20 protein-coding genes and 3 pseudogenes are annotated in these 20,476 nt (G+C 52.0%); 9 read left to right on the forward strand and 14 right to left on the reverse strand.

The window, feature by feature from the left end; translation table 11 throughout:
* The first annotated feature begins 316 nt into the window (after positions 1–316).
* Both D8U82_RS09305 and D8U82_RS09310 read left to right on the forward strand, forming a co-directional pair.
* Positions 317–2,833, forward strand: coding sequence for a UvrD-helicase domain-containing protein (locus D8U82_RS09305; RefSeq protein WP_130902085.1), 2,517 nt, complete (start codon positions 317–319; stop codon positions 2,831–2,833).
* Between the two features lie 318 nt (positions 2,834–3,151).
* Positions 3,152–3,520 (forward strand): type II toxin-antitoxin system CcdA family antitoxin, encoded by a 369-nt coding sequence (locus D8U82_RS09310; protein ID WP_130902086.1) that lies wholly within the window; start codon positions 3,152–3,154, stop codon positions 3,518–3,520.
* Between the two features lie 463 nt (positions 3,521–3,983).
* On the opposite strand, the pseudogene D8U82_RS09315 reads toward D8U82_RS09310, so the two are convergent.
* Together D8U82_RS09315 and D8U82_RS09320 are read right to left on the reverse strand one after the other, a co-directional pair.
* Positions 3,984–4,142: pseudogene (locus D8U82_RS09315) on the reverse strand (transposase); the annotation flags it as partial.
* A 99-nt stretch (positions 4,143–4,241) separates the two neighbouring features.
* The gene (locus tag D8U82_RS09320; RefSeq protein ID WP_241668049.1) at positions 4,242–4,724 is read right to left on the reverse strand and encodes a helix-turn-helix transcriptional regulator; all 483 of its coding nucleotides are present in this window, start codon (positions 4,722–4,724) and stop codon (positions 4,242–4,244) included.
* Between the two features lie 355 nt (positions 4,725–5,079).
* Here D8U82_RS09320 and D8U82_RS09325 point away from each other — a divergent pair, with 355 nt between their 5' ends.
* From D8U82_RS09325 to D8U82_RS28090, 3 genes are all read left to right on the forward strand, one after another.
* On the forward strand, positions 5,080–5,361 hold the full coding sequence (locus D8U82_RS09325; protein ID WP_130902087.1) for a hypothetical protein: 282 nt from the start codon (positions 5,080–5,082) through the stop codon (positions 5,359–5,361).
* A gap of 156 nt (positions 5,362–5,517) precedes the next feature.
* Positions 5,518–6,015, forward strand: coding sequence for a hypothetical protein (locus D8U82_RS09330; protein ID WP_130902088.1), 498 nt, complete (start codon positions 5,518–5,520; stop codon positions 6,013–6,015).
* Between the two features lie 203 nt (positions 6,016–6,218).
* Positions 6,219–6,605, forward strand: a complete 387-nt coding sequence (locus D8U82_RS28090; RefSeq protein ID WP_177434125.1) for a hypothetical protein — start codon at positions 6,219–6,221, stop codon at positions 6,603–6,605.
* A gap of 1,161 nt (positions 6,606–7,766) precedes the next feature.
* Here the strand turns inward: D8U82_RS28090 and D8U82_RS09345 are convergent.
* From D8U82_RS09345 to umuD, 6 genes and pseudogenes are all read right to left on the reverse strand, one after another.
* On the reverse strand, positions 7,767–8,588 hold the full coding sequence (locus D8U82_RS09345; RefSeq protein WP_130902089.1) for a metal-binding protein: 822 nt from the start codon (positions 8,586–8,588) through the stop codon (positions 7,767–7,769).
* A 239-nt stretch (positions 8,589–8,827) separates the two neighbouring features.
* Positions 8,828–9,340, reverse strand: coding sequence for a hypothetical protein (locus D8U82_RS09350; protein ID WP_130902090.1), 513 nt, complete (start codon positions 9,338–9,340; stop codon positions 8,828–8,830).
* Positions 9,341–9,344: 4 nt separating this feature from the next.
* Positions 9,345–10,433, reverse strand: a complete 1,089-nt coding sequence (locus D8U82_RS09355) for a hypothetical protein (protein WP_130902091.1) — start codon at positions 10,431–10,433, stop codon at positions 9,345–9,347.
* Between the two features lie 328 nt (positions 10,434–10,761).
* The gene (locus D8U82_RS09360; RefSeq protein ID WP_130902092.1) at positions 10,762–11,097 is read right to left on the reverse strand and encodes a GrlR family regulatory protein; all 336 of its coding nucleotides are present in this window, start codon (positions 11,095–11,097) and stop codon (positions 10,762–10,764) included.
* Between the two features lie 210 nt (positions 11,098–11,307).
* Positions 11,308–12,587, reverse strand: a pseudogene (umuC, locus tag D8U82_RS09365) (translesion error-prone DNA polymerase V subunit UmuC).
* Positions 12,574–13,005, reverse strand: a complete 432-nt coding sequence (gene umuD / locus D8U82_RS09370; protein WP_130902093.1) for a translesion error-prone DNA polymerase V autoproteolytic subunit — start codon at positions 13,003–13,005, stop codon at positions 12,574–12,576. The pseudogene umuC and the gene umuD overlap by 14 nt, the downstream one beginning before the upstream one ends.
* A gap of 97 nt (positions 13,006–13,102) precedes the next feature.
* Between umuD and D8U82_RS09375 the strand changes: the two genes are divergently transcribed.
* Positions 13,103–13,813: an SOS response-associated peptidase family protein gene (locus D8U82_RS09375; RefSeq protein WP_130902094.1), complete on the forward strand. Its 711-nt coding sequence runs from the start codon at positions 13,103–13,105 to the stop codon at positions 13,811–13,813.
* Between the two features lie 1,191 nt (positions 13,814–15,004).
* Here D8U82_RS09375 and D8U82_RS09385 read toward each other — a convergent pair.
* Positions 15,005–15,331, reverse strand: a complete 327-nt coding sequence (locus D8U82_RS09385; protein ID WP_130902096.1) for a hypothetical protein — start codon at positions 15,329–15,331, stop codon at positions 15,005–15,007.
* A 649-nt stretch (positions 15,332–15,980) separates the two neighbouring features.
* Positions 15,981–16,481 (reverse strand): ferritin-like domain-containing protein, encoded by a 501-nt coding sequence (locus D8U82_RS09390; protein ID WP_039768421.1) that lies wholly within the window; start codon positions 16,479–16,481, stop codon positions 15,981–15,983.
* A 230-nt stretch (positions 16,482–16,711) separates the two neighbouring features.
* Here D8U82_RS09390 and D8U82_RS09395 point away from each other — a divergent pair, with 230 nt between their 5' ends.
* Positions 16,712–17,101 carry a low affinity iron permease family protein gene (locus D8U82_RS09395; protein ID WP_125926585.1) on the forward strand — a complete coding sequence of 130 codons (390 nt, stop codon included), beginning with the start codon at positions 16,712–16,714 and terminating at the stop codon, positions 17,099–17,101.
* 68 nt (positions 17,102–17,169) lie between these two features.
* Entirely contained in the window at positions 17,170–17,535 is a 366-nt protein-coding gene (locus tag D8U82_RS09400) for a histone-like nucleoid-structuring protein, MvaT/MvaU family (RefSeq protein ID WP_080923198.1), read from the forward strand.
* Positions 17,536–17,637: 102 nt separating this feature from the next.
* On the opposite strand, the gene D8U82_RS09405 is transcribed toward D8U82_RS09400, so the two are convergent.
* From D8U82_RS09405 to D8U82_RS09415, 3 genes are all read right to left on the reverse strand, one after another.
* On the reverse strand, positions 17,638–18,330 hold the full coding sequence (locus D8U82_RS09405; RefSeq protein WP_130902097.1) for a YetF domain-containing protein: 693 nt from the start codon (positions 18,328–18,330) through the stop codon (positions 17,638–17,640).
* 129 nt (positions 18,331–18,459) lie between these two features.
* Positions 18,460–18,687: a DUF6555 family protein gene (locus D8U82_RS09410; RefSeq protein ID WP_080923199.1), complete on the reverse strand. Its 228-nt coding sequence runs from the start codon at positions 18,685–18,687 to the stop codon at positions 18,460–18,462.
* 163 nt (positions 18,688–18,850) lie between these two features.
* A complete protein-coding gene (locus D8U82_RS09415) occupies positions 18,851–19,261 on the reverse strand; it encodes a response regulator (protein ID WP_130902098.1) in 411 nt (136 codons plus the stop codon).
* Between the two features lie 597 nt (positions 19,262–19,858).
* Between D8U82_RS09415 and D8U82_RS09420 the strand changes: the two are divergent.
* Positions 19,859–20,103, forward strand: a pseudogene (locus tag D8U82_RS09420) (hypothetical protein).
* Here the strand turns inward: D8U82_RS09420 and D8U82_RS09425 are convergent.
* The gene (locus D8U82_RS09425) at positions 20,097–20,351 is read right to left on the reverse strand and encodes a YgjV family protein (protein ID WP_130902099.1); all 255 of its coding nucleotides are present in this window, start codon (positions 20,349–20,351) and stop codon (positions 20,097–20,099) included. The pseudogene D8U82_RS09420 and the gene D8U82_RS09425 sit on opposite strands and share 7 nt — an antisense overlap.
* Between the last annotated feature and the right edge of the window lie 125 nt (positions 20,352–20,476).

A 20,476-nucleotide genomic window follows, 5' to 3' on the forward strand; every position in this document is an offset into this window, starting at 1 on the left:
ACTGGCTGCTATCCGCAATATGAACATAAATCGATGATCGAAATTCGTGTTGGCGGAAAAATAGGCTCGCCATGGATGCTTCGAACGACGTTTTGATTGGTTTTTTCGTTTGCGTGGGCTACCGACACCGCCAGTTTGCTGTGGTCGAATGACAAGTCAAAACGACAACCCCGATCTTGGCCGGGAGAGGCGAGGGTCATCAGCTTCTGCGTTTGGTTGTAGGAATTTTCCACCTCGGTGGTAGGCTCTCTTGTTTCGGATCCTCCAGCAGCCCTGCAATTGGGGCCTGGCTTGATGAGCAGGAGCTTTTTTCGCAGTGAAATCAAACAGCAAATCCATACCCGCGCCCACCTTTGCGCCGGATGATGCGGATCCGCATGTATCCAAGGGCTTGATACTCAAAATCGTCGACTGGCTCTTAGACAAGGTGGGTGTTGAACAAGCCTCGTCCTGGCGTGCTGGACGCTCCCAGGGTCGAAAGGAAGGCTTTAAAAAAGGGTACGCTGACGGGCATGAACAAGGGCTTGAGGACGGCAAGCTGATCGTTGAGCTGCGTCCTGGGCCAAGCCAGGAACCGGGTGGGCCGAAGACGCATCCGCCGACGCTTTTCAAGAACTGGTCATTTGAAATTACCGACGAACTTGAACAAGAAATCAGGAATGACTTTGCCCAGCTGTTAGAACATCAGCCGTCAAAAGATCAGTGGAAAATGATCCTCTCCAAGACACCGACGACTTCAGTTGTCGCGGGGGCGGGGAGTGGGAAATCAACCACCATGGTGCTGAGGCTCTTGGTGCTTCATCACTATCTCGGGATACGCTTCGAGAGTCTTACGGTGATCACTTTCACCCGAGAATCGAAACTGGACTTCGCGCACAAGGTGCGCGAAGTCTTCAAGCTTTGGCAATATGACATTACCAAAGAAGAGTCGCTGGATATCGTCAGGACGTTTCACTCGCGCATCCTGTCCTTTACTCGAAGCCTTCCTGGCCTCGAAAGGGCACAGGCTTTTGAGTTTCTAGATCTCAAGAGCGAGGATGATGAGAAGGCCGGCTCCATGTTTCAGGTCAAGCTCAAGCCCGAGCAATTGACGCTCATGAACAAATGCTACCAGTCGTTGTATGAAGGTGATCCGGTTTTCAAGGACTTAATCGCTAAGCTTGCGCGGCGCGCCATCATGCTGGAGTCCATGGAAGCAGACAGCCCTGATGCCAAAGCTCGCAAAGACAAGGTCACAGAGATGGAGGGCATCGATGACGCCCTTTGCGGAAAACTCGAAGAGCTTTGGCGTGCCGCAGGCAAGTGGCCTATTCCAGGCGTGCAGCCGAGTCGAATGCCCGTTACGTTGCTCGGAAAGACCTTCCACTTTAATGGCTTCATTCCTCAAATTGGCGCCTACGTGATTCTCGGTGTGGATGGGGACGAACCGAAGAGCCTGAAGTTAGATCCTGATCGATGGCCATATCTCACCTTGGACGTGGCTGACAAGCGCATTCTGTTCCAGGCGTTCTGCTCGAAACCCGTCATCTTTTTGAACACCTATACCGACGCTGGTGCATCGGTTGACGCCATGATCAACCTTGCCAATTCCTGCCCAAAGTTCCGGTACAAAGTCACTGGGGAGATCTCTGCGCGATACATCTTGGAGGCATTTTATTCTGCTGCGTCTTTCATCGAAAACCTTGGCCTCGATGTAATCCACGCTATCAAGCAGATGGATTTACCGGACGACGATCCTGACGTCGATTTCTTTAAAGCGTTGGCAATCTTTTGGAGTGCTTTAGACACGCAATTGGAGTCGATGAATCCGCCTGTAATGACCTTCAACAAGATGTTCGCAATGTTTGGCGAGCGTGGAGCTGCCAACTTGAGGGCGATACCCAGCGGCGTATTACAAGCCATGACGACCCTACTGATTGACGAATTTCAAGACGTCGGGGCAAACACTATTTCCTGGGTAAGAGCTACTTTCGCTGAAATAGAGCGCAGAAACCTACCCGTGCTTACCGATGGGCCCGGCTCCTACGCGTCTCTGATGGCTGTCGGGGACGACTGGCAAAGCATATATGGGTGGCGCGGCAGCTCTCCGCAGTTCTTTGTGGAATTCAACAAGTACTTCCCTGCACCGGCTACAACTCGCGTATTCATGCAAGAAAACCACCGCTCCCATCAGTGGGTGATTGATGCAGCGGAAGCCATCGTCAAGCGTACTGGGGGCTTTGATAACAAAAATGGTAAAGCGGCAAACCCTCGGGTGACAGGCAACAGGGTGCCAGTGCAGATGCGTGATCTGGATTTCACGCATTTGCGGGAGAAAGCCACGTTCCATTATGAATCTGGCCAGAAGATTTTGGTGCTGTACCGAATCGGTCGAACCAAAGCTGCAGTGGAGAAATACCTGAGTGGGCTGATCCGCCAAGCGGAGGAAGAAGGGCGCGAAGCGGATTTGAAGCTGTTGACTTACCATGCCTCCAAAGGTCTGCAAGCGGACGCAGTGTTTCTGCTGGGAGATTGCGAGATGACCACCACCTCACCTTCCAAGAACGACGTCTTCCGTCAAGCTCAGATGGGGGGTAGTGATCCGTGCGGGTACGATACGTCGCAACGTCAGGAGGCTCTTCGCACGGCCTACGTCGCCATCACTCGCGCCGTCACCTATTGCTATTGGTATGTTGATCGTAAGGAAGGCAAAACCCGAGCATTTGAGAAGGCGAGTCGGCACGTTGATCCGCTGTTGGACTGCTGGGAAGTAGTGCCCTCTGCCGCTGCCCAGCATAGGGCACCTTGGAAGGCGAAAGCTGGTCGTCGCACGGGCTCCCGACGCTTCGTGTAGCGGCGTCGAGCTGACGTATATAAGCGTCAGCCCGCTTGAGCTTGTAGGGCGGTTTGATCAGCGACCTGAGTTTGATTTTCCTGGTCAGGATCGTAGGTCGGACTGCGACTCGTGTGATTGACTGTGTCGACAAGCTGTTGCTGCAACGCGACTTCGCAACTGAGAGGGTCGCTCGTGCACGATGAAGCGCGAGAGCTGGTCGCAGCAGGGCTCTGAGCGCTAAGGGAGCACCGCCTCCCTGGCCAAATGCTAACGATGGCTGAGACCGTTTTGAAGACTGATGTATAGTCTTAGATCAAGGTGATTCAGGAGGTAAGCATGCCCGCAGTTTACGACCCTAGAGCCACCAAGAAGTCTGTCAGCCTAAGCATCAATGCTGATCTGCTCGCCAGGGCGGCGGAGTTGGATGTGAATCTCAGCGATACCTTGGAGCAAGCACCGCTGGAAGCTATCGCTCAGAGCGAGCACCTGTGTGCACAAAATCGACAGACCGAACCAACTGGATCAGTGGAAGGCATTGATGCCGTGCTGTTGGCTGCTGCAGTTGGTTTATTTGGCAACGAGACGCAGGCGGTAAAGTGGCTGAACACACCTGCTCGCGCCCTTGGTCACAAATGTCCAGTTGATGCTGACACCCAAGAAGCATTGGAAGTGATCGAGCGCCTTGCGCACGGCTTTTGCGCCTAGCTGCCATTCCCTTGCCTCGGCAGTACGCGGCGGAGCGCCTCAAAGCTCCTCCCCCTCGACATTCCTGCGAGAGCAATTCGGTGCTAAAAGCGGCGACTGGAAGGACGTGGTGATGGTCGATTATGGTACGTCTGAATCTGGATGTGCGTTAGACCATCATTAAAAAGGTAGTAAGCGATGAATGGGCTTGCCGCTATGCAATGCACATTCAGTAATGGAAAGTCACACATGCCTTCCAACCGAGAGCAACGTCCGACACAGTGATCTGCGGCAACAATCAGTGTGCGTGAACGCTGAGTTTCTCCGGCTACCGGTACGGGTATGTCGGCGACGAGGTCGAACGAGAACGCGTCCATTAGCGGGCATACCCGTTGCTCGATGGCGACTCAGTGTCATGTCCATGCGGGCAATTCACTGCTTACTACAACCCGGCGACGCGAACCCTACCCGCTAATTGAGGGGGCGCATACGGATCATGCTTGTTCATGCGCGCTGACAGGATGAAGGTCATAATCGCCGTCGCCCGATTGCCACTGCGCAGCGACCCGGCAAATAACCAGGTTGAACGCCCAAGTGCCCAAGGTCGGATTCGGTTCCCCACCTGGTTGTTGTCGATGGGCATAAGGGTCTACCCGCCGAGCTGGAATACCTACATTGCTTTGAACATCGCAATTCTATGCTGGGGCTTGGTATGGCCTAGCATGCTGCAAGCTTTTCTGACTTAGCCTTCCACTGGCACCGACCGCTCCCAAAGAAACCCCACGGTTGATCGACTCATCCCGAGCCGCCTGGCGGTCTCTGCTTTGCTCAAGCCAATTTCTTTGCACTCCAGCACTTTTTGGAGCTTGATCAGATTCACTGGTCGAGCGGCAGGCCGCTTCACTAGGTCAACTCCAACGAGATGCGCGGCGATGTCAGCGTCGCTGACGCGTTCTCGGAGGGCCTCCAATTCCTCGGCGGCCTTTGCGAGCAAAGTAGAGGAGGGCGTCTTGTTATGAGTCGAGAGAATGAGTGCCATGAAAGCCAAAGGGCTCATGCCGAGAGCCTCCGCGAGTTCCACAAACTTATCGATAGTTGGACTGCTTTCGGCGTTCTCGATTTTGCTCAGGTATGTGCGCGATGCTGCGTGGGCAAGGTTTTCCTGAGTGAAGCCTAGATTCCCTCGAACCGCTCGAACGACCGCTGCCAGTGCTGGCTTCAACAAGATGATGTCCTCAAAAGAGAGGATGTAGCCATGTTGTCATGTACAGTTACACGTCATATGATGTATAAAACTGTACGTCCTGCTGTCGGTGATCTTGCTTGCACTGGCCGGGGCACTAATCAGCGGCGTGGCAGGACGCGGCGGGCTCAGCATCCACAGCCCTGGGTACAGTTTGCGTACGCAGCGTGACTGCGGTTGGAGGCTCACTCAATTCCTCCAATTATTAACTAAATCGCACTGGGTACTGGGGGCCTACTGGAAGGCAGGTCGGAGTAATCGCTCGTCGTTCGTATAGTTTCATCAATTGTCGAGAATCAAGCAGATGTTCAATTGTGATTGTGCGCGAGACCGCCGGATGGCCGAGGAACACCAGAGCGCCTTACAAGGCTTGCCTCCAGAAGTCGTCCGGGCTCAGCACGTCGACTGGTCGGTCGGTGTCGACGCATTCCTATTCGGCGCCGCGAGAGTGGGGGAGCGCTTTGTCGCGCTTGTCTACAGCGACCAATCGGGAGTGTCGAAAAACGGTATGACAATCGCGACACCTCCCGTGCGGTGTATCGCCGAGAAGGACGGCTTCAAGCTGGTTCGCAGTGTCGGAGGAGATCATTACGTGATCACAAGCGAGCACGATTGTTGAAGGCCCCGACTGTCTCAGCCCGACCGGAGACGAAAAGGACAATAACCCCAACTTCGTTTTCCAAACATGTACCGCTTGAACGACGTCATCACGAAGCGTTTGATGGGTATTCAGATAGCCGCGCCTGCCGAAAATCGATGCGCTTAAGGATGAAAAATGGCTGACCTCGAAAAAATAACCGTGACTATCAAGAATTATGACGTCCAGGCGCAAGGCGATCTTGATGCTCTTTACAGTCGAGTGAGACTTGAGGATGTCAATGGAGAAACATTCTACTTCAAACAGGTGGTCGTTCCGAAGTACCTGAAAGTTCACGGTGCGATGGCGACCGAGACTCCACGAACCTGGTTTTTCAAGAGAATCTCCAAAAAGACCATTGTGGTGCTGGCTTTTGAAAACAAAGCCGGAAAAGTTGAATACGATCTGGATGACATCCGATTGATCGCTAGATCGACAATATTGAAAGGTGTTGTGTTCTCGCTCGGCTCAATTCCTGCGGCCATTATTGCTGCTACGGCCACATTTGGGCTTGGGTTAGTGATCATTCCTATGGGGCTTTGGTACGGATACAGGAACATCTTCAAGCTACCTGCAATGCTAAGCCGCAAGACACTTCTTAACGATTTCGCGCAGCACGGAATCATAGTTCGTTAATTTCCGCGAATGTCGATTGGACATGCGTTTCGGTTGCGGTATTCGAGAGGCCGCTAACTTATGAAGCTGATCTCCTTGTCTCCCGTCCGACCTTCGCTTGTGTGGCGTAGCCTGGGCTTGCAATCCATGTATAAGGCTAACAGACAACTGCGCAGCACCCATTCAACTAACCAAGAGTACTTACGTGCTCCCAAGGCGTCGTGATGAGTGATATCTGGCTACGAGAACGAGAACGAAGGAAGGCGCTATGGCAGCTCGCTGAACTGGTACCAGGCGATAAAAGCGCACGAGCGATCCTGGAACGATTGGATGAGCTTGAACAACTTGATCATGAAGTTCCATTGAGCGGCTGCCATCTTGACCACGCTGAACTGGTTCGGCTGCCTAGGGAGGTTCATCCCGTAGGGTGCTGGATTATCCGGGAAGCAGATATCCCAGAACCTTGGAGATCCCGCTTCGCGGTGGCTCTGGGGCCAGCAGGTCGCGTGGAGGCAGGATTCTATTGGCATGATTGGACTGATTTTCTAGAGGCTTGGGAGCGCGACCACGCGCACGTGGAACAACATCGATTGGCATTCAATGACGAATAACAGCAATTTCCCGAATGCCCACGATGCTATTCCAGTGGGTCAGAGTGGTCTCTTGCGCGTTGAAACCAGGGAATTAGTCAGCGGGAGAGGAATGAGGGGGCAGCACGTAAGAACGCTGGGCCGTGACAACATATCAGAACTCGAATCTGTTGAACGACTAGTGAAGTCAATTGGCGCAGAAGCATTTGAGGCGGACGTCCGACGTCTGTCGCATCTGCACAAGGTCGATACCGAGTCAGCTGTCCAATCGATCAGCCGCCTCACCCATCCCTCCCTAATAGGGATGAGCGAGACACCCTTCCAAATTTTCCAACGGCTGTGTGACGACCTAGTGTTACGAGCGCCGTCGTTGCTTCAGCGCCCAAGTTATCGATGCAGAAATGGTGATAACACAGCAGTCCCTTTTGAACTCTGGTTGAGCATCGTTCGGCATGCCCGAGAGTTTTTTGACCCAGCAGGGTTGGATGCGGATTTTTTGGTCACGAGTATGCGCGAGGGACATACGAGCAGGGAGGCCTTCGATGCCTTGATTGCTTCGAAGCGCCTCAAGTGATGGCAGGCATCGACACCAGGCAATGAGCACACGATGCTCGTCCGCCGTGAATCCATCACTATGGCTCTGAGGTTGATCAGAAAAGATTACCTCCCGCGTTGCAATGGCGTCATGACGATGCTCCACAGTGCTTCCGCAGCACCTTCTTGAGATAGCTTTTGATCATGCCCAGCGTAGTGGGACATGCCCAACGTTTTCAAATACAGGGCTTGATCATCAGCGTTTACCGACAGCGACTCGTTGTAGCTGTTACCCGCGAATGTATCGCCTTGGCTGTAATAAATCCCGGCACCCAGCTGACCTCCCTTAAACACCGTCCCCCTACCCCGGCGCCGTCGTCAGTCTTATTCAAGGGGTTGCTTAAGTTGAATGCAGCGTCTGGTACAAGTCGAAAAAACGCTGCTCGGGGATGACCGCTTCTGGCCGAACGCAGCCGCTCATGAGAGACCGCTTTCGGCCAAAAGCGGACGTTGGGAGGCGACCGCTACCGGCCAAAAAATTGCCTTCCAACGTCCACGAATTTCGCTCACTTCAAAAAGAATTTTGAGCAGCTTCCATTCGTTTAGGTGAGTGAAAAGACTATCTCAGAGATGCAGAAGCATAGGCATTCAGATGGGGTAGCTCACAATCGACCGACTACCATCTAACAGAAGCATCTGATCACCCTCCAGACCAGCATTGGGAAAGGCAGCGTAAGGCAAATGTCCGGAATCGAGTTTCACGTAAAGTGTTTTGTCAGTGGGCTTCACAGGCACTGCACCAGAGGGATAGATTCCCTGCCCTTTTTCTGTGATCAAAAATGCCAGTGGGAAAAATGACAAGAGGCTGAGGGTCGCAATGTGTCCGTGGTTTTTGCAAGTAAACATTTTTATGCTCATATGCCTACGATGCGGATAGAACCAGACATAAAAATCATGAGTGTCATCGGTGGCAGTATCGTCCCCCATGACAAACTTTTGTAACGGGGCATAGTAGGGAACAGGCACAGGCTCTTGCAGGCAATCCTTTACAGTGGTTGCTGAGAGTACGTGCCCAACCATTGCACGGCAAAATCTCATCCCATCAAACGGCATATGCACATGATTGACTGGGCTGTCTGCTCTCAAAAAATAGTGTTTGATCTTCTCTGATATGCCTTTGTAGACCCTCGCAACCTCTTGGTCATTAGTACCGAGATGTGAGCTATTGCAATGCTTGCAGATGGTTCTGAACTTACTACCGTTAGAAGACTTCACACCAATGACAGGCTCAGAATTGATTCCCATAACCTCAGTCAGGTGAGCCTGCTCAACTTTGGTGATCGTGATACTGCCCTGGGGCGGAACATGATCCCAACTGAGAGGGCCGAAGGTTCCGCAGATCAGGCAGTAGCCCTCCCTGAGCTGAGTGTGATGACGGCGCTCGGTGAGTCCTTTAGTGTAGTTTCCCATCACTACATCCTTTGCTCGAGGTAGACGCATCGATCTTAGCAGGCTGGCCCTGAACCGCCCTTGATTAAGTAGACGCATTGAGCGCCTGCTCTTGGCCGGTTCTGCCTGACATGACCGGCGCAAACCGACCAATAATAGCATGTCGGAATGGACTACAAATCGGGGGCAATACCATCAATCAAACGGAAGTAGATCCATTTCAGCAACAAACCTAATCCCTGCGTATATCCGATTATTGTCTAAAAATCATTGTCACCTTCTCGTGTTTCTCGCCTTACATGAAGATCCTCAATAAATAAATAGTTTGAATAAATAACATAAAATACAGCTACAGATTGAACCGCCGTTAAGAAAGCGATCACCCCAATGCCAAGCGCTTTAATTGCAGCCATATACGCTATGACGATAACCGTCTTGGAAAGGAGCAGCTTGCAAAAGTAAACGGCTGTTATAGCGCATGCAACAAATGCAGATGCCATGATCGACCCTACAATAGCTTCAAGCCTACGGGTGTCCTGAAGCGTGCGAGAGAAATCTGCAGTTTTTATTTTGTCCGGATCTTGAAGTCTAAGAATCGCATTGGGATAAATAAACGCGATCCAGATCCCCATGATCGTAAATACCATGCCTGACACAGCAAGAAGAGTATTTCCGTAATCTTTGAAATCTGAATAGCTGAATTCAAGCTTGAAGGCATATGTGGCCCAGCCAGCTATCCCTCCAAAAACCATCAGTGCTATAAGTTTTATCATGGGTTTATTTTGTGCCGGTCTTTTCTATCAGATTGTCTTTGATAATAGGAGCGATATACCTATCTCGATTCTCAAAAATCTTTCGATATAGGTCTTGCGCTTCGAGTATAGCATCACCATTATCGTCGATAGAAATATTTTCCGTCATTCGAAATGTCCCCGCCCAAACAACTTGCCCAGATTTATCTGTAACAAAACCTGTATCTTCCCAGCCCTTACCATCATGATCTTGGGAGTGCTGATCAATAATCGCCTTAATCTCCTCTAAAGTTGGTCGGGCTTCAACGCGCAGCTCTACTCTGCGCTTGGTTTGGTCGTCAGCAGAAACGTAAGGAACGTCAAACCTTTTAAACAACCTATGCCAGCCTTGTCGGCGGTCAGTGTTAGTTATAGACACCGTTTCTCGACGAATAATATGGGTTACTTTTTTTGAAAGTTCTGCAAGTCGAGCGGAACCAGTCGAAATATTCCGCAGGCCCATTTCAAAACTATAAATATGCTTAGGCGAATATTCTGGTTCTTCAGTAGTTTCAGATGTCGCTTCAACAGGAAGCTCTATGCGGACGAGCCCAGTTTCCGTTTCAACTCTTTTGTACTTGGGCAGCGGTACTTTGTAAGTGATGCAACCACTCACCCAGTCCTGAAACATTCGAGCGTCGCAACGCGAGTTATCGAATTTTATAGATGCCACAGTGTTTATTTCCGGGATCACCCAATAATAGCAAGGCCTGCCCCATATTGTAGGCTTCTTATTATTAACTTGAGTTTGCTTAATGGCTTTATCTACGGACCCGTCAGGATTGATCGAGATGCCATAGAGTGGACCTTGCTTGTCGCTCTCGCCTTTCCAGAGTATTAGCAAATAATCGCCATTAGTCGGATGCGCGTAGATTTTGTGAGCATAGCAAGCAGTTTTGTTTCGGTGCGTTTTCGGATCCCACGGGTTAGTAACGTCGAAGCTTCTTCCATCCACCCACTTTTTTAGTTCGGCAAATGTTTCCGCCATATCTAATCCTTGGGGATTATTTTTTGTTATTCTATAAAGCCCGCAACGACTTACGTCAAAGAAATTAATGTAACCACTATGGAGCATTTATATAGTCCTTTTCCATACGCGTAATTCCTTTGGCACCGAACAACATATTTTTTTGCCAAGGTGTGGATCCAAAAGCTACCAAATGTGGTAGCCCTTTGCTAGCGCAGCGATACTGATTCCTCAACACGGTATGTTCTGTACGTGCTAAAAAGGCGATCCGGCCGTGTCTTGGCCGGAGTTCGGGGCGTGAGCGGTCTAGCTTGATTGACGTATTGGCGTCAAAAAAACGTAACGATTCCCGATGTGAGCAACGCTTGCGAACGAGTAGGAAATCTCAAAACTGCCGCCGGTTTGAGCGGCAGTTCCGAATCGTTCAACAACTTAACTACACTGCATCCTGAATTTTTTTACCCTTCAGCTGGATTTTTAAGTTTGGAGCGCCTACCACCGCCCCCTCCAGTTCCAGGATCCCGGCCTCATAATCGATACGCCCCTTGGCAGCTAAGGTGTAGTTGTCGATACCCACCACATTAGTGTTCCCATCACGCCATTTTCCTACTGCGAATTGGGATTCAAACGGTCCTGATACAGTTGGCACGCGCCCCTGATATAGATAATGAGCGTCACCGCCGTTCACTGCTCCGTCTTTTACGACCACTAGCCCGTCGCCGTAGTCACCTGTGCTTGCACGAAAATCAACGTGAAAAATTCCATTAGTCATAACGAAACCTCATCAGAAGGAACTCACAGCGTAGTCGCTGAAAGCATCCAGGCTGTGCAAATTGTAAGTATTCGAACCGTTTCATTTAGCCTGCCAGTTTGAGCGTCTGCCTTTGGCCGGTAGCGGTCGCGTGCGAACGTCCGCTATTGGCCGTAAGCAGCCGTTCAAGGCTGCTCGTTTCTACGGCGGTAGATGCCCATCTCGTGGTTGCTACTTTGCTCTCACCGTCCACAGCTGATCCAGCTTCGTCATATAACTCTGGCTCATAAGCTCCCTACGCATCGCCCATTCAGGTGCTGTAGGCACGCTGGCTAAACGCAGCATTCCCTTTCCCCAGCGGCCATTTATCTCATCCAGAACGCTCATCACCTTGTCCGCCATCACGGGTTGCGAATGCGCGAACAGGTCATCAGTGAATTCGCCTGGCTGTCGCAGATCCATCAGTAGAACTTCCGCCTTGCTGTACTTGAAGCCCGGTCGGAAGAGGCGATTGACCGCTTCGGTCGCAGCCTTCGTCATGAGGCGTACGTCGTTGGTCGGGTACGGCAATTCCACCAAGGCGCCATTCGCATATTTCGCTTCCTCGGGATTGAACATGCCGGTGCGAATGCTGACGCGGATTTTCTTGCAGAGCGAATTTTGCGCTCGGAGTTTTTCCGCTGCGCGCTGGGTGTAGGTAGCGACGGATTCTTTGATCGGCTCGATCTGTGTGAGTCGCGTGCCAAACATTCGGCTGCAGCAAATTTCCTGCTTCGGTGGGTCAGCTTCTCCCAGTTCCAAACATGGGGTACCGGCTAGCTCACGAGCAGTCTTCTCGATCACCACGCTGAATTTCTGGCGAAGCATCCATGGATCGGCTTTCGCTAAGTCCATGGCGGTCTTGATGCCCATCGTTTCCAGATGAGCCTTCATGCGCTTGCCAATGCCCCAGACTTCGCCGACATCGGTGTTGCGCAATGTCCAGTCCCGTTTGAACGAATCGCACAGATCCACCACACCTCCCGTGATGTCCAGCAGCCCTTTGGCTGTGTGGTTGGCAAACTTGGCCAGTGTCTTCGTGCGCGCGATCCCACCCCGACTGGAATGCCTGTGTGCTTGAGAAGAGTGGAGCGCATGTGCCTGCCTAACGCGGACAGATCTGCCGGCATGCCAGTCAAATCAGCAAATGCTTCATCAATGCTGTAGATCTCAAGCGCTGGCACCATCGATTCTATGATAGTCATGACGCGTTCGCTCATGTCTCCGTACAGAGCATAGTTACTTCTGAAGGCCACGATCCCATGCCAGCGTAGATGATCTTTGATCTGGAAGTACGGCTGACCCATTTTTACGAAAGGCTTGGCGTCGTAGCTACGCGCGATCACACAGCCGTCGTTGTTCGACAGCACCACGATGGGTGTCTTGGCGAGGTCGGGTCTAAAGACGCGCTCGCAGCTCGCGTAAAACGAGTTGCAGTCGATCAGCGCGAAGACAGGCTCACGTATTGTCATGATCGCGGACGCTGTATTTCACGACTCCCCAGATCACCAGCTCGTCACCTTCCATGACATGTCTCGCCGGATATTTCGGGTTTTCCGATAGGAGAATCGCGGCGTTCTCGCGCAGAAGCAGACGCTTGCAGAAGGGCTCCGAATTTAGCGCGGCGATAACGATATCGCCACTGACCGCTTCGATGCTCCGATCGACTATCACCATATCCCCGGAGTAAATACCCGCGCCTTGCATGCTGTCCCCGTCAATCCGCACCAGGTACACGTGCGGCGCCCGGATATCGAACAGTTCATGCAGGGAAATGTGCTTCTCGATATGGTCAGCTGCGGGGGAGGGGAAGCCCGCCGGTACCTTTGATGAATAAAGTGGCAGCTTCTTGCCGCCAGTAGCGAGTGGGCCGAGGAGTGTGATGCTCATGATGCAAGCCTTGGAGGTTAACTGTACATGCATACAGTTAACGATATGGTTCGCTTGCGGTCAGTCTCATAGGCACCACAATTCGACGGGTGACAGCATGTGCGGACGCTACTCGATTTACGAATCGATGGATCACTACCTCAAGGAGCTTGCGCCAAGGCAGTTGGTGATCAATGGCTATGACCCCTGGCCCGTTGAGCGATACAACGTCGCACCGTCGACGCGGGTGGAAATCATCCGGCCGGTTCGGGAGGGCTTGAGCATTGACAAGGTCAAATGGGGATGGGTGCCTTTCTGGGCGAAGGGAAAGCGTCCTGACCCGATCAACGCAAGAGTCGAGACCGTCATCACCGGCAGGGTTTTCAATCAGCTCTGGCCAGACGGACGCGTACTCGCGCCGGCGAACGGCTGGTTCGAGTGGGTCAAGGACGAAGAAGATCCGAAGAAAAAGCAGCCGTACTTCATCACCCTGAAAGAGCAGATTCCGATATTCTTCGCAGGGTTGGCCGAGGTGCACGAAGCCCTGGAACCGGACGAACGGGACGGCTTCGTCACCATCACCGCCGCGAGTGATGAAGGCATGGTCGATATCCACGACCGCAAGCCCTTGGTCTTGGCGCCTGAGCATGCGCTTGAATGGATCGACCCCGACACTTCACCTGAACGCGCTCGCGAACTAGCGATGGAGCATTGCAGGCCTGCTACGGATTTTCATTGGTACAAGGTCGGCAAAGAAGTGGGCATTGTACGTAATCAGGGCCCTCATCTAATTGAGCCCACTACTCTCGCATCAGACGTCGATGACTGATCCATGACGATGCAAGCAACTTGGCTCCGGGAGGTCAGGGCGCTGGCGACATGAGCGTTTGGCTAGTCCACATGGGATAATTTGCCCCGATGATGGCTGTAAGTCGATTGGCAAGTGTCCCCTAAAGCGGACGTTCTCAGATAGCTCACTAGCTGGTTCTCTCTGTCTCCGCAGTTCGACGCTCCATCGCAACAGGTCGATTTCAACAGCCTCATCTGAATGCCAAGCGCTCTAGATACCGGTCGTCTACGCATCCGAACCAACAATAGCTGACAGTGTCATAATGATGTCATGTGGGGAGCGCCGATGCTCTTACCACTTAATTACAATATGCGTGCCATCATGCCTTTATCCGACGATTTCCGATTCAACGCCCATCACCTCCTGGTTGATCTGGATGCGGCCACAAATAATCTAATGATGCTTGTCGTCTCGCACGAAGTGACAGGGAGCCGCTGGGATGAAGCTGTGTCTCGTCACAAGCAAGCGTACGCAGCTTGGGCCTCCATCTTGACGGGAATTCAAACCGATCCGCTGCCTGTCCTTGATGGTCGGCCGGTAGAAGGGAACAGCTCTACCGCTAAGTAGCATCCAACGCTCGAAGATCTTCAGAAGTCTCCATCTGTGCCTCGATGCCGAGGCGAAACGGCTTTTGTTGGCAAGAATCGTCATGAGCCCTCCGTGACAGGTGGAGAGTGACCAGCGTTCGGCTACAGTTCAACGACTGCAGGGAGTGACGTATGAGCTGTTCAATTTGTGGGGCGTCGGCTCGGGTGCTGGAAACCAACTTCCATGGTGTGATAGTTGATTGCGTTTAGTGCGGTAGCTACGTTGTAAGCGCCGACGTTCTCAAAAAGAAGGAGTTCTGGGGAAAGATAGTGGCCGTCCAGGCGACAAGGCTGTGGCTCGTTAGTCAGAGGCTGGGGCACCACCATAGGCCGGTGATTACTGCCGATACCGTACGCTGGGAAAATAACTCAATCGACAGTTGCGGGAAGTCCTCAAAACTTTACCGTGCGCGAGACCATCCTATGACTACCTGCAGATAGGACATCAGCGGGTTTGTTCGCGGCGACAGCAATCGAGCCAATGCGCTCGTTGGAGCTAATTCGAAACGCGGAGCTGCTTATCGGAGTAAGCGTTACCCGAATCGCTGGCGGCAGGTCGATGCAGTCAATGCATCATTCATGCTTATTCCCATGTCCAGCCGTTGAGGTTGGCCGGTGGCTCAAGCGGCAGTTCGTACTGCTCAACATCGATTAGCAACCATCCGCCGGCCGGCTCGTTGCTGCCGTCGACAATCGGCCCTTGCAGCACCAGACCGCTGGGCAAGATCACCTGAATGGCATTGGCTTGCATGGGGCCTTGCAAGTAGCGGTCAAATTCAAGGCGAAAACGCTGCGGGCCGACGTTGAGAACGCGCACGTTTAATTCGTAGGTGGTCAGCTTGTTTGGAGACTGATCCAGGTATAGGGCTAACACGCCAACGGTTGCCAAGCCTTCATAGGCGCAAGACATAAGTCTGTTCCTGATCACGTTAGAACGGCTTGGCCGGATGCCAAAGCGTTATGGGATGGTAGACACAGTCCCCGTGTACGTGGTTTCCAACGTCGCAAAAAAAAGCCCCCGCTCTGGCTGAAAACTTGGGGCCGATTGGATTCACTGGTGGCTAAAAGCCGTAACAGCTCATGATCGGTCATCCGTACATTCTCCCGCTTGAAACCGACCGATGGTTATTCCAGTGACGGCACTGAATTGAACCAGCCTTTTTCTGGAGCAATCCATTGGTCACGGAGGGCGATTTATGAAAATGTATGTGCTGGATTTGTTGGGAAGATGCAAAGCTTCAATACGAAGTAGGGGAGTGGCAGGTCATCGATTGCTCCGCTTGCGGGCGCTATTTCATTAGCAGGCAATTCATGCAAGAGAATGTGGGGAAGACGCTAGACGTAGAGGCTACCCGACAGCTCATAGTTGACGCGATACGCGCTGGCGTAATTCCAGCCGTCAGCGAAGGAACGGCTCGTTTCACCGTGGCACGCAAGCACCCCAAATGAGTCTAGGAGAATACGCTCCTGAACTGAAGCGGCGCTAAATCCTGAATTCGAAACGGATCGTAAGAAGGGCGACGTCGTCCGATCAACGTCGCCCAGTCGTAGCTTAGACCTTACTTAGACTCCATCGTGGCCGCTTGATTGCCGCCTTGCTCGGCAATCTTCGACAATTTGTCGTCCGTAGCCTTCTCCTCCGCAAGCGTTGCGCTGAGGAGCTTGGCAGCATCCGTCAGATTCAAATGTTTGGCCATGGCGATCAGGGTGCCATAACTGGCAATCTCGTAGTGCTCCACCTTTTGCGCGGCGCCGATAAGTCCCGCATCCAGAACGGCACCTTTCTCGATTTCCTCCAAAAGCTCTTTCGATTCTTCGACCAGTCCTTCCATCGCTACGCACTTCATGCGCTTGAGTTTCAAGCCAGTCAATTCGACGAGCTGATCAATCCGTTCAATTTGTCCTTGAGTTTCCTCCAGGTGCGCATTAAAGGCTTCAGCCAAGAGAGGATTGGTCGCCGCACGTGCCATGCGGGGGAGGGCGCGAGTGATCTGTTTCTCAGCGCTGTAAATATCGGAAAGTTCGTGAATAAACAGGTCTTCAACAGTTTTTCTAGCCATTTGATTTCTCCTCTCCACTCTATAAGTCTCGGTGTCGAGACGTCTCATTTGCATGTCCACGCGTATGGGCTGCATGAAGAAATGACCAGTCCTTGGAGCCAGGCGTTCAAATTTTGTGAGTGCTGAAGGAAGACCGCCGGGCAACTCGAACCCGACAGACGGTTAAAATGTAATAAAGTATTTCTGGCTTCTATGCGGTCAACAGACTGTGTTCATTCAGAGTGTGTGTTATGAGATTTTCCCTATTCTGCCAAGCGCTATCCAATTGGGCTGGCAGCCCGAAGACATTTTTGAGCGCAATTCTGTTGATCATCGCTTGGGCTGCGACCGGCCCATACTTCCACTACAACGATACATGGCAGCTCATCATCAATACGTCGACCACGATCATTACCTTCCTGATGGTGTTTCTGATTCAAAACACCCAGAACCGTGACAACGACATCCTGCATCTGAAGCTCGATGAGCTTATACGAGCTACTCACGATGCGCAGAATGCCACGCTGGGTTTGGAGCAAATGGGGTCGAGTGAACTCAGAAAACTTCGTGAGCAATACCGCACGTTAGGTGAATCGGGTCAGATTAAGGTTGATTCTGCACGCAGTGATGATGATCGCTAGATTATCCATCTGTAAATCTGAGATATTATTTCATACAGACCTTCACCAACCGTCCAAAGAGAATGTCCATGTCCAAGCTCGCAGAATACCGCCAATTAGAAAGACATCTCGCAGAACAACTCAAGGCGCTGGAAGCGCTTAAAGGCGACGCTGATCTTAAAAAAGAAATTGAGTTTGAGACTAAGCTGCGTGATCTCCTTGCGAAATACGGTTACAGCCTGAAAGACGTAATCAACGTGCTTGACCCACGAGCTGGTCGCCGCGAACCCGCTGTCCAATCGAATCTTGGACGCCGTAAGGCACGGCAAGTCAAGACCTATAAAAATCCGCACACTGGTGAAGTGATCGAAACCAAGGGCGGCAACCATCGCGGACTTAAAGACTGGAAAGCTGAGCACGGCTCTGAAACCGTTGAGTCATGGCTGACCAAATGATTGTACGTTGAGATAAAAGAGCCCTACGCGGCTCTTTTATCGTCGGGCGCAGAGTCGCAGCGTTGCGCGCGCTGTTAAGGCGAACGATATTTCGGCAGGGCGTCACCGATAGCGTGGTCTACTGAGTGCAGTTGACCAAATATCGTGGTTGCACCGAGGGCAGTCTGCTCTTTGGGCTTCCACGATATGCTGGGAGAACCCGCAATTCACACAGCAATACAAACCCGACGCAGGCGCAGTTTCAAACTCGGCACGATGCTCTAATGGCAGGACGGACAGCCCAGGGCGCAGATCTTTCTGTTCGAAAAAATAAAGGCTGACGTCGCCGTCGGTCTCAATCAGCCCGAGCCTTACTTGTCCGAGATGTTCAACCCCTTGCTGTCGTAACTCCATCAACAATTCGTTAGATGAGATGTTCAGCGTTTCCAAAGACTTGAGCTCATAGAGACCGTCACGGATCACGGTTACCGGGAGCCCATCCATCCAAGCTTCAAATTTTTTACTCTTCGTCATGATCAGGACGGTGAGGCGGTAGAGAAGCAGGAGCGTAAGAAATACTACTGCGACCGGGAGTAGCGGAACGTCATGGTAAAAGGACACGTCTCCTGCGGCCGAGCCCAATGTTAAAATCACGACTAGCTCAAAATGTGAAAGCTGTCTGATCCCTCGTCGACCGCTGGATTTCAAAAAAAGAAAAACTGCGAGAAAAGCGAATGTGGCCCTGAAACCCACCTCCAGTAAAAACGCTAAGGGAAATTCGTCTATCAGCATCCGCTGGATATCAAAAGGCGACATCTTGTCCTCAATTTATTTAACAGTCTTTGGTTTCAAAAGCTGATGTCGGAGTATCCAGCGGGTAATCGACTTTGCGGGCGGCTACGAATGAAGCGGATTTATCAAAAGCCCGCGTCATAGCACGCCCTGCTACGTTGAGCTGGGTCGCCAGGTGACATCGGTAATGCCGTATTTTTCGGCTTGAGGTTTGGACACCATCTTCAGTGGCGGGCGACCAGGCCTGGGAATGGGCGCTACACCCGCATCGCAGCTAGCCCAATGCCATGCATCGGCGTTTTGCATTGCTTTGCTACGGATGATGAAGGATTTTGGCGCATCATGAAGCTTGTAGTTGATGACGAATAGATTGTTTTCCATGACTCACTCCGTCTGCTCTGATCTAACGGAGTCATCGGGCGCGGAAAAATTCAAAAAATCAGGGACTTCAGCACCGGACTGGTTTCATGAGCAGAGAGTGTTGCAGGCCTACAGGCTCAGCACCAATCATGGCCTGCCTGGTCTTACCATTTCGAAGCCAAGCTTAGCGTTTGCTAATCGGTTTACCGGGCTGCAAAAGCTCCGCAACTGCTGTCACCAATTCATCGAGTGACCAGGGTTTGTGCAGGTAAATGGTATGAGCTGGCACTGCTGTGCTCTCGATCAGATATCCCGAGGTAAGTATCGCAGCGATGTGGGGCCACCTGCCTTTAACCATCTCTATGAATTCAATGCCTTGAACTTGTCCGGGAACGCCGTGATCGGCGATCACTAAGGCGCATTCACCATGTGCTTCGAGCAGATAGGTCAACGCATCATCCGCCGTCGCGAACGGGACAGTCTTCGCGCCAATCTCATCCATGATATCGGTCATGAGCAACTGTAAAGTTGGGTCGTCCTCAACGACGATGACCTCACCGCGAATCGGCAGCAATCCTTCCCAGTTTACGTTCAAACAATCCTCCTCTAATCCGAGAAACCGACCGAACGGGCGGAACGGTTTGCATGAGTGTAAGCGAAAATATCGCGTGTGCCTTGAAAGCGCTTGGAGCACGCGGGATTCTCGACTCACGATATGTCCCTTGCAGATGTCCTCGCAGCGTATTTGAGGAGCGTGGCGCCTCGCTTTTCTAGTCGCCCCGCAAGAGCATCGAGTTCAGAACCAATTGTGCGCTTAGGGCTATGGGTGCTGCTTAGCAATCCCTTGATCTAGATCAAACATTACGCAATTTTTCGAACCTTCACCCCGAGGTATCTATCAAAACAACCTGTGCCGAGTAGGCGCATTTCGAATCATTCCGATTCGAAAGCGATTGCGACAAATCGGGTTCAGGTAGATCTCGGAGGCAGGGTGCGCCGGACATGAGTAACGCTTCGGGTTGATCGTCAATGAAGCCTTGAACACGTCGATTTCAGCTTTGGGCATTGGTATGCGCGAGCCTGGACAACCTTGTGTAGCAACCCTTCGAGAACATCAGCCTTGGGATCGTTTCGGATAGATGAATGCAGAACATGCTAGAAGCAAGGATGCACCTCAAAATGCGGAGCGCACATGGATTACATCGATCTGATTCAGTGGCCAGCGATGGCTGTAACAGTCATCTCAGCCTGGTTCATCGGCTCGCAACGAGCGTACCGCCGGATGATCGCTTTTTGGGGGTTCATCCTAAGCAATACGCTTTGGGTGGCCTGGGGACTCATGCTGAGGCGTATGCTCTGATTATTCTTGAGTGCGTACTGTTGGGAATGAATGCCCGAGGTTTTAAAAAAAACTTCGACGGGCACCGTCATTATTGAATCTTCTGATCTTCTCTGCCCTTCGAATTTTTCCTTAATCCACGAAGGTTCATCAGAAAAAGACAAACCTGCAATACGATCAACGCATACGCTCCTGCGTAGGCGCCCCAGATGACCCACAACACGTTGCTCACGCTGAAGCACACAAACCCTGTCATTCGTCTTTTCGGTCGCTGCGATCCGATGAGCCATGCGGCCTGAACGGTGACGACCATCGCTGGCCACTGAATCCAATCCCAATAAGACAAATTATCCTCTCAATACATTATCGTGAGCCGGAGTGCTGTTTGGATGCCAGGCTGATCAGTCAGGCTTCTTATCGTCGGATAGGGGTTTCGATTTGCCGAGAACGTAGCAGGGATGGAGCTGACCA

Source organism: Pseudomonas sp. Sample_23 (genome assembly GCF_004307595.1).
Lineage (GTDB): Bacteria > Pseudomonadota > Gammaproteobacteria > Pseudomonadales > Pseudomonadaceae > Aquipseudomonas > Aquipseudomonas atacamensis.

Excerpts from the sequence above, each read along its gene's own strand:
- D8U82_RS09310 (WP_130902086.1), top strand. The coding sequence starts at position 3,152 with ATGCCCGCAGTTTACGACCCTAGAGCCACCAAGAAGTCTGTCAGCCTA.
- D8U82_RS09325 (WP_130902087.1), top strand. The coding sequence starts at position 5,080 with ATGGCCGAGGAACACCAGAGCGCCTTACAAGGCTTGCCTCCAGAAGTC.
- D8U82_RS09330 (WP_130902088.1), top strand. The coding sequence starts at position 5,518 with ATGGCTGACCTCGAAAAAATAACCGTGACTATCAAGAATTATGACGTC.
- D8U82_RS28090 (WP_177434125.1), top strand. The coding sequence starts at position 6,219 with ATGAGTGATATCTGGCTACGAGAACGAGAACGAAGGAAGGCGCTATGG.
- D8U82_RS09345 (WP_130902089.1), bottom strand. The coding sequence starts at position 8,588 with ATGGGAAACTACACTAAAGGACTCACCGAGCGCCGTCATCACACTCAG.
- D8U82_RS09350 (WP_130902090.1), bottom strand. The coding sequence starts at position 9,340 with ATGATAAAACTTATAGCACTGATGGTTTTTGGAGGGATAGCTGGCTGG.
- D8U82_RS09355 (WP_130902091.1), bottom strand. The coding sequence starts at position 10,433 with ATGCTCCATAGTGGTTACATTAATTTCTTTGACGTAAGTCGTTGCGGG.
- D8U82_RS09360 (WP_130902092.1), bottom strand. The coding sequence starts at position 11,097 with ATGACTAATGGAATTTTTCACGTTGATTTTCGTGCAAGCACAGGTGAC.
- umuD (WP_130902093.1), bottom strand. The coding sequence starts at position 13,005 with ATGAGCATCACACTCCTCGGCCCACTCGCTACTGGCGGCAAGAAGCTG.
- D8U82_RS09375 (WP_130902094.1), top strand. The coding sequence starts at position 13,103 with ATGTGCGGACGCTACTCGATTTACGAATCGATGGATCACTACCTCAAG.
- D8U82_RS09385 (WP_130902096.1), bottom strand. The coding sequence starts at position 15,331 with ATGTCTTGCGCCTATGAAGGCTTGGCAACCGTTGGCGTGTTAGCCCTA.
- D8U82_RS09390 (WP_039768421.1), bottom strand. The coding sequence starts at position 16,481 with ATGGCTAGAAAAACTGTTGAAGACCTGTTTATTCACGAACTTTCCGAT.
- D8U82_RS09395 (WP_125926585.1), top strand. The coding sequence starts at position 16,712 with ATGAGATTTTCCCTATTCTGCCAAGCGCTATCCAATTGGGCTGGCAGC.
- D8U82_RS09400 (WP_080923198.1), top strand. The coding sequence starts at position 17,170 with ATGTCCAAGCTCGCAGAATACCGCCAATTAGAAAGACATCTCGCAGAA.
- D8U82_RS09405 (WP_130902097.1), bottom strand. The coding sequence starts at position 18,330 with ATGTCGCCTTTTGATATCCAGCGGATGCTGATAGACGAATTTCCCTTA.
- D8U82_RS09410 (WP_080923199.1), bottom strand. The coding sequence starts at position 18,687 with ATGGAAAACAATCTATTCGTCATCAACTACAAGCTTCATGATGCGCCA.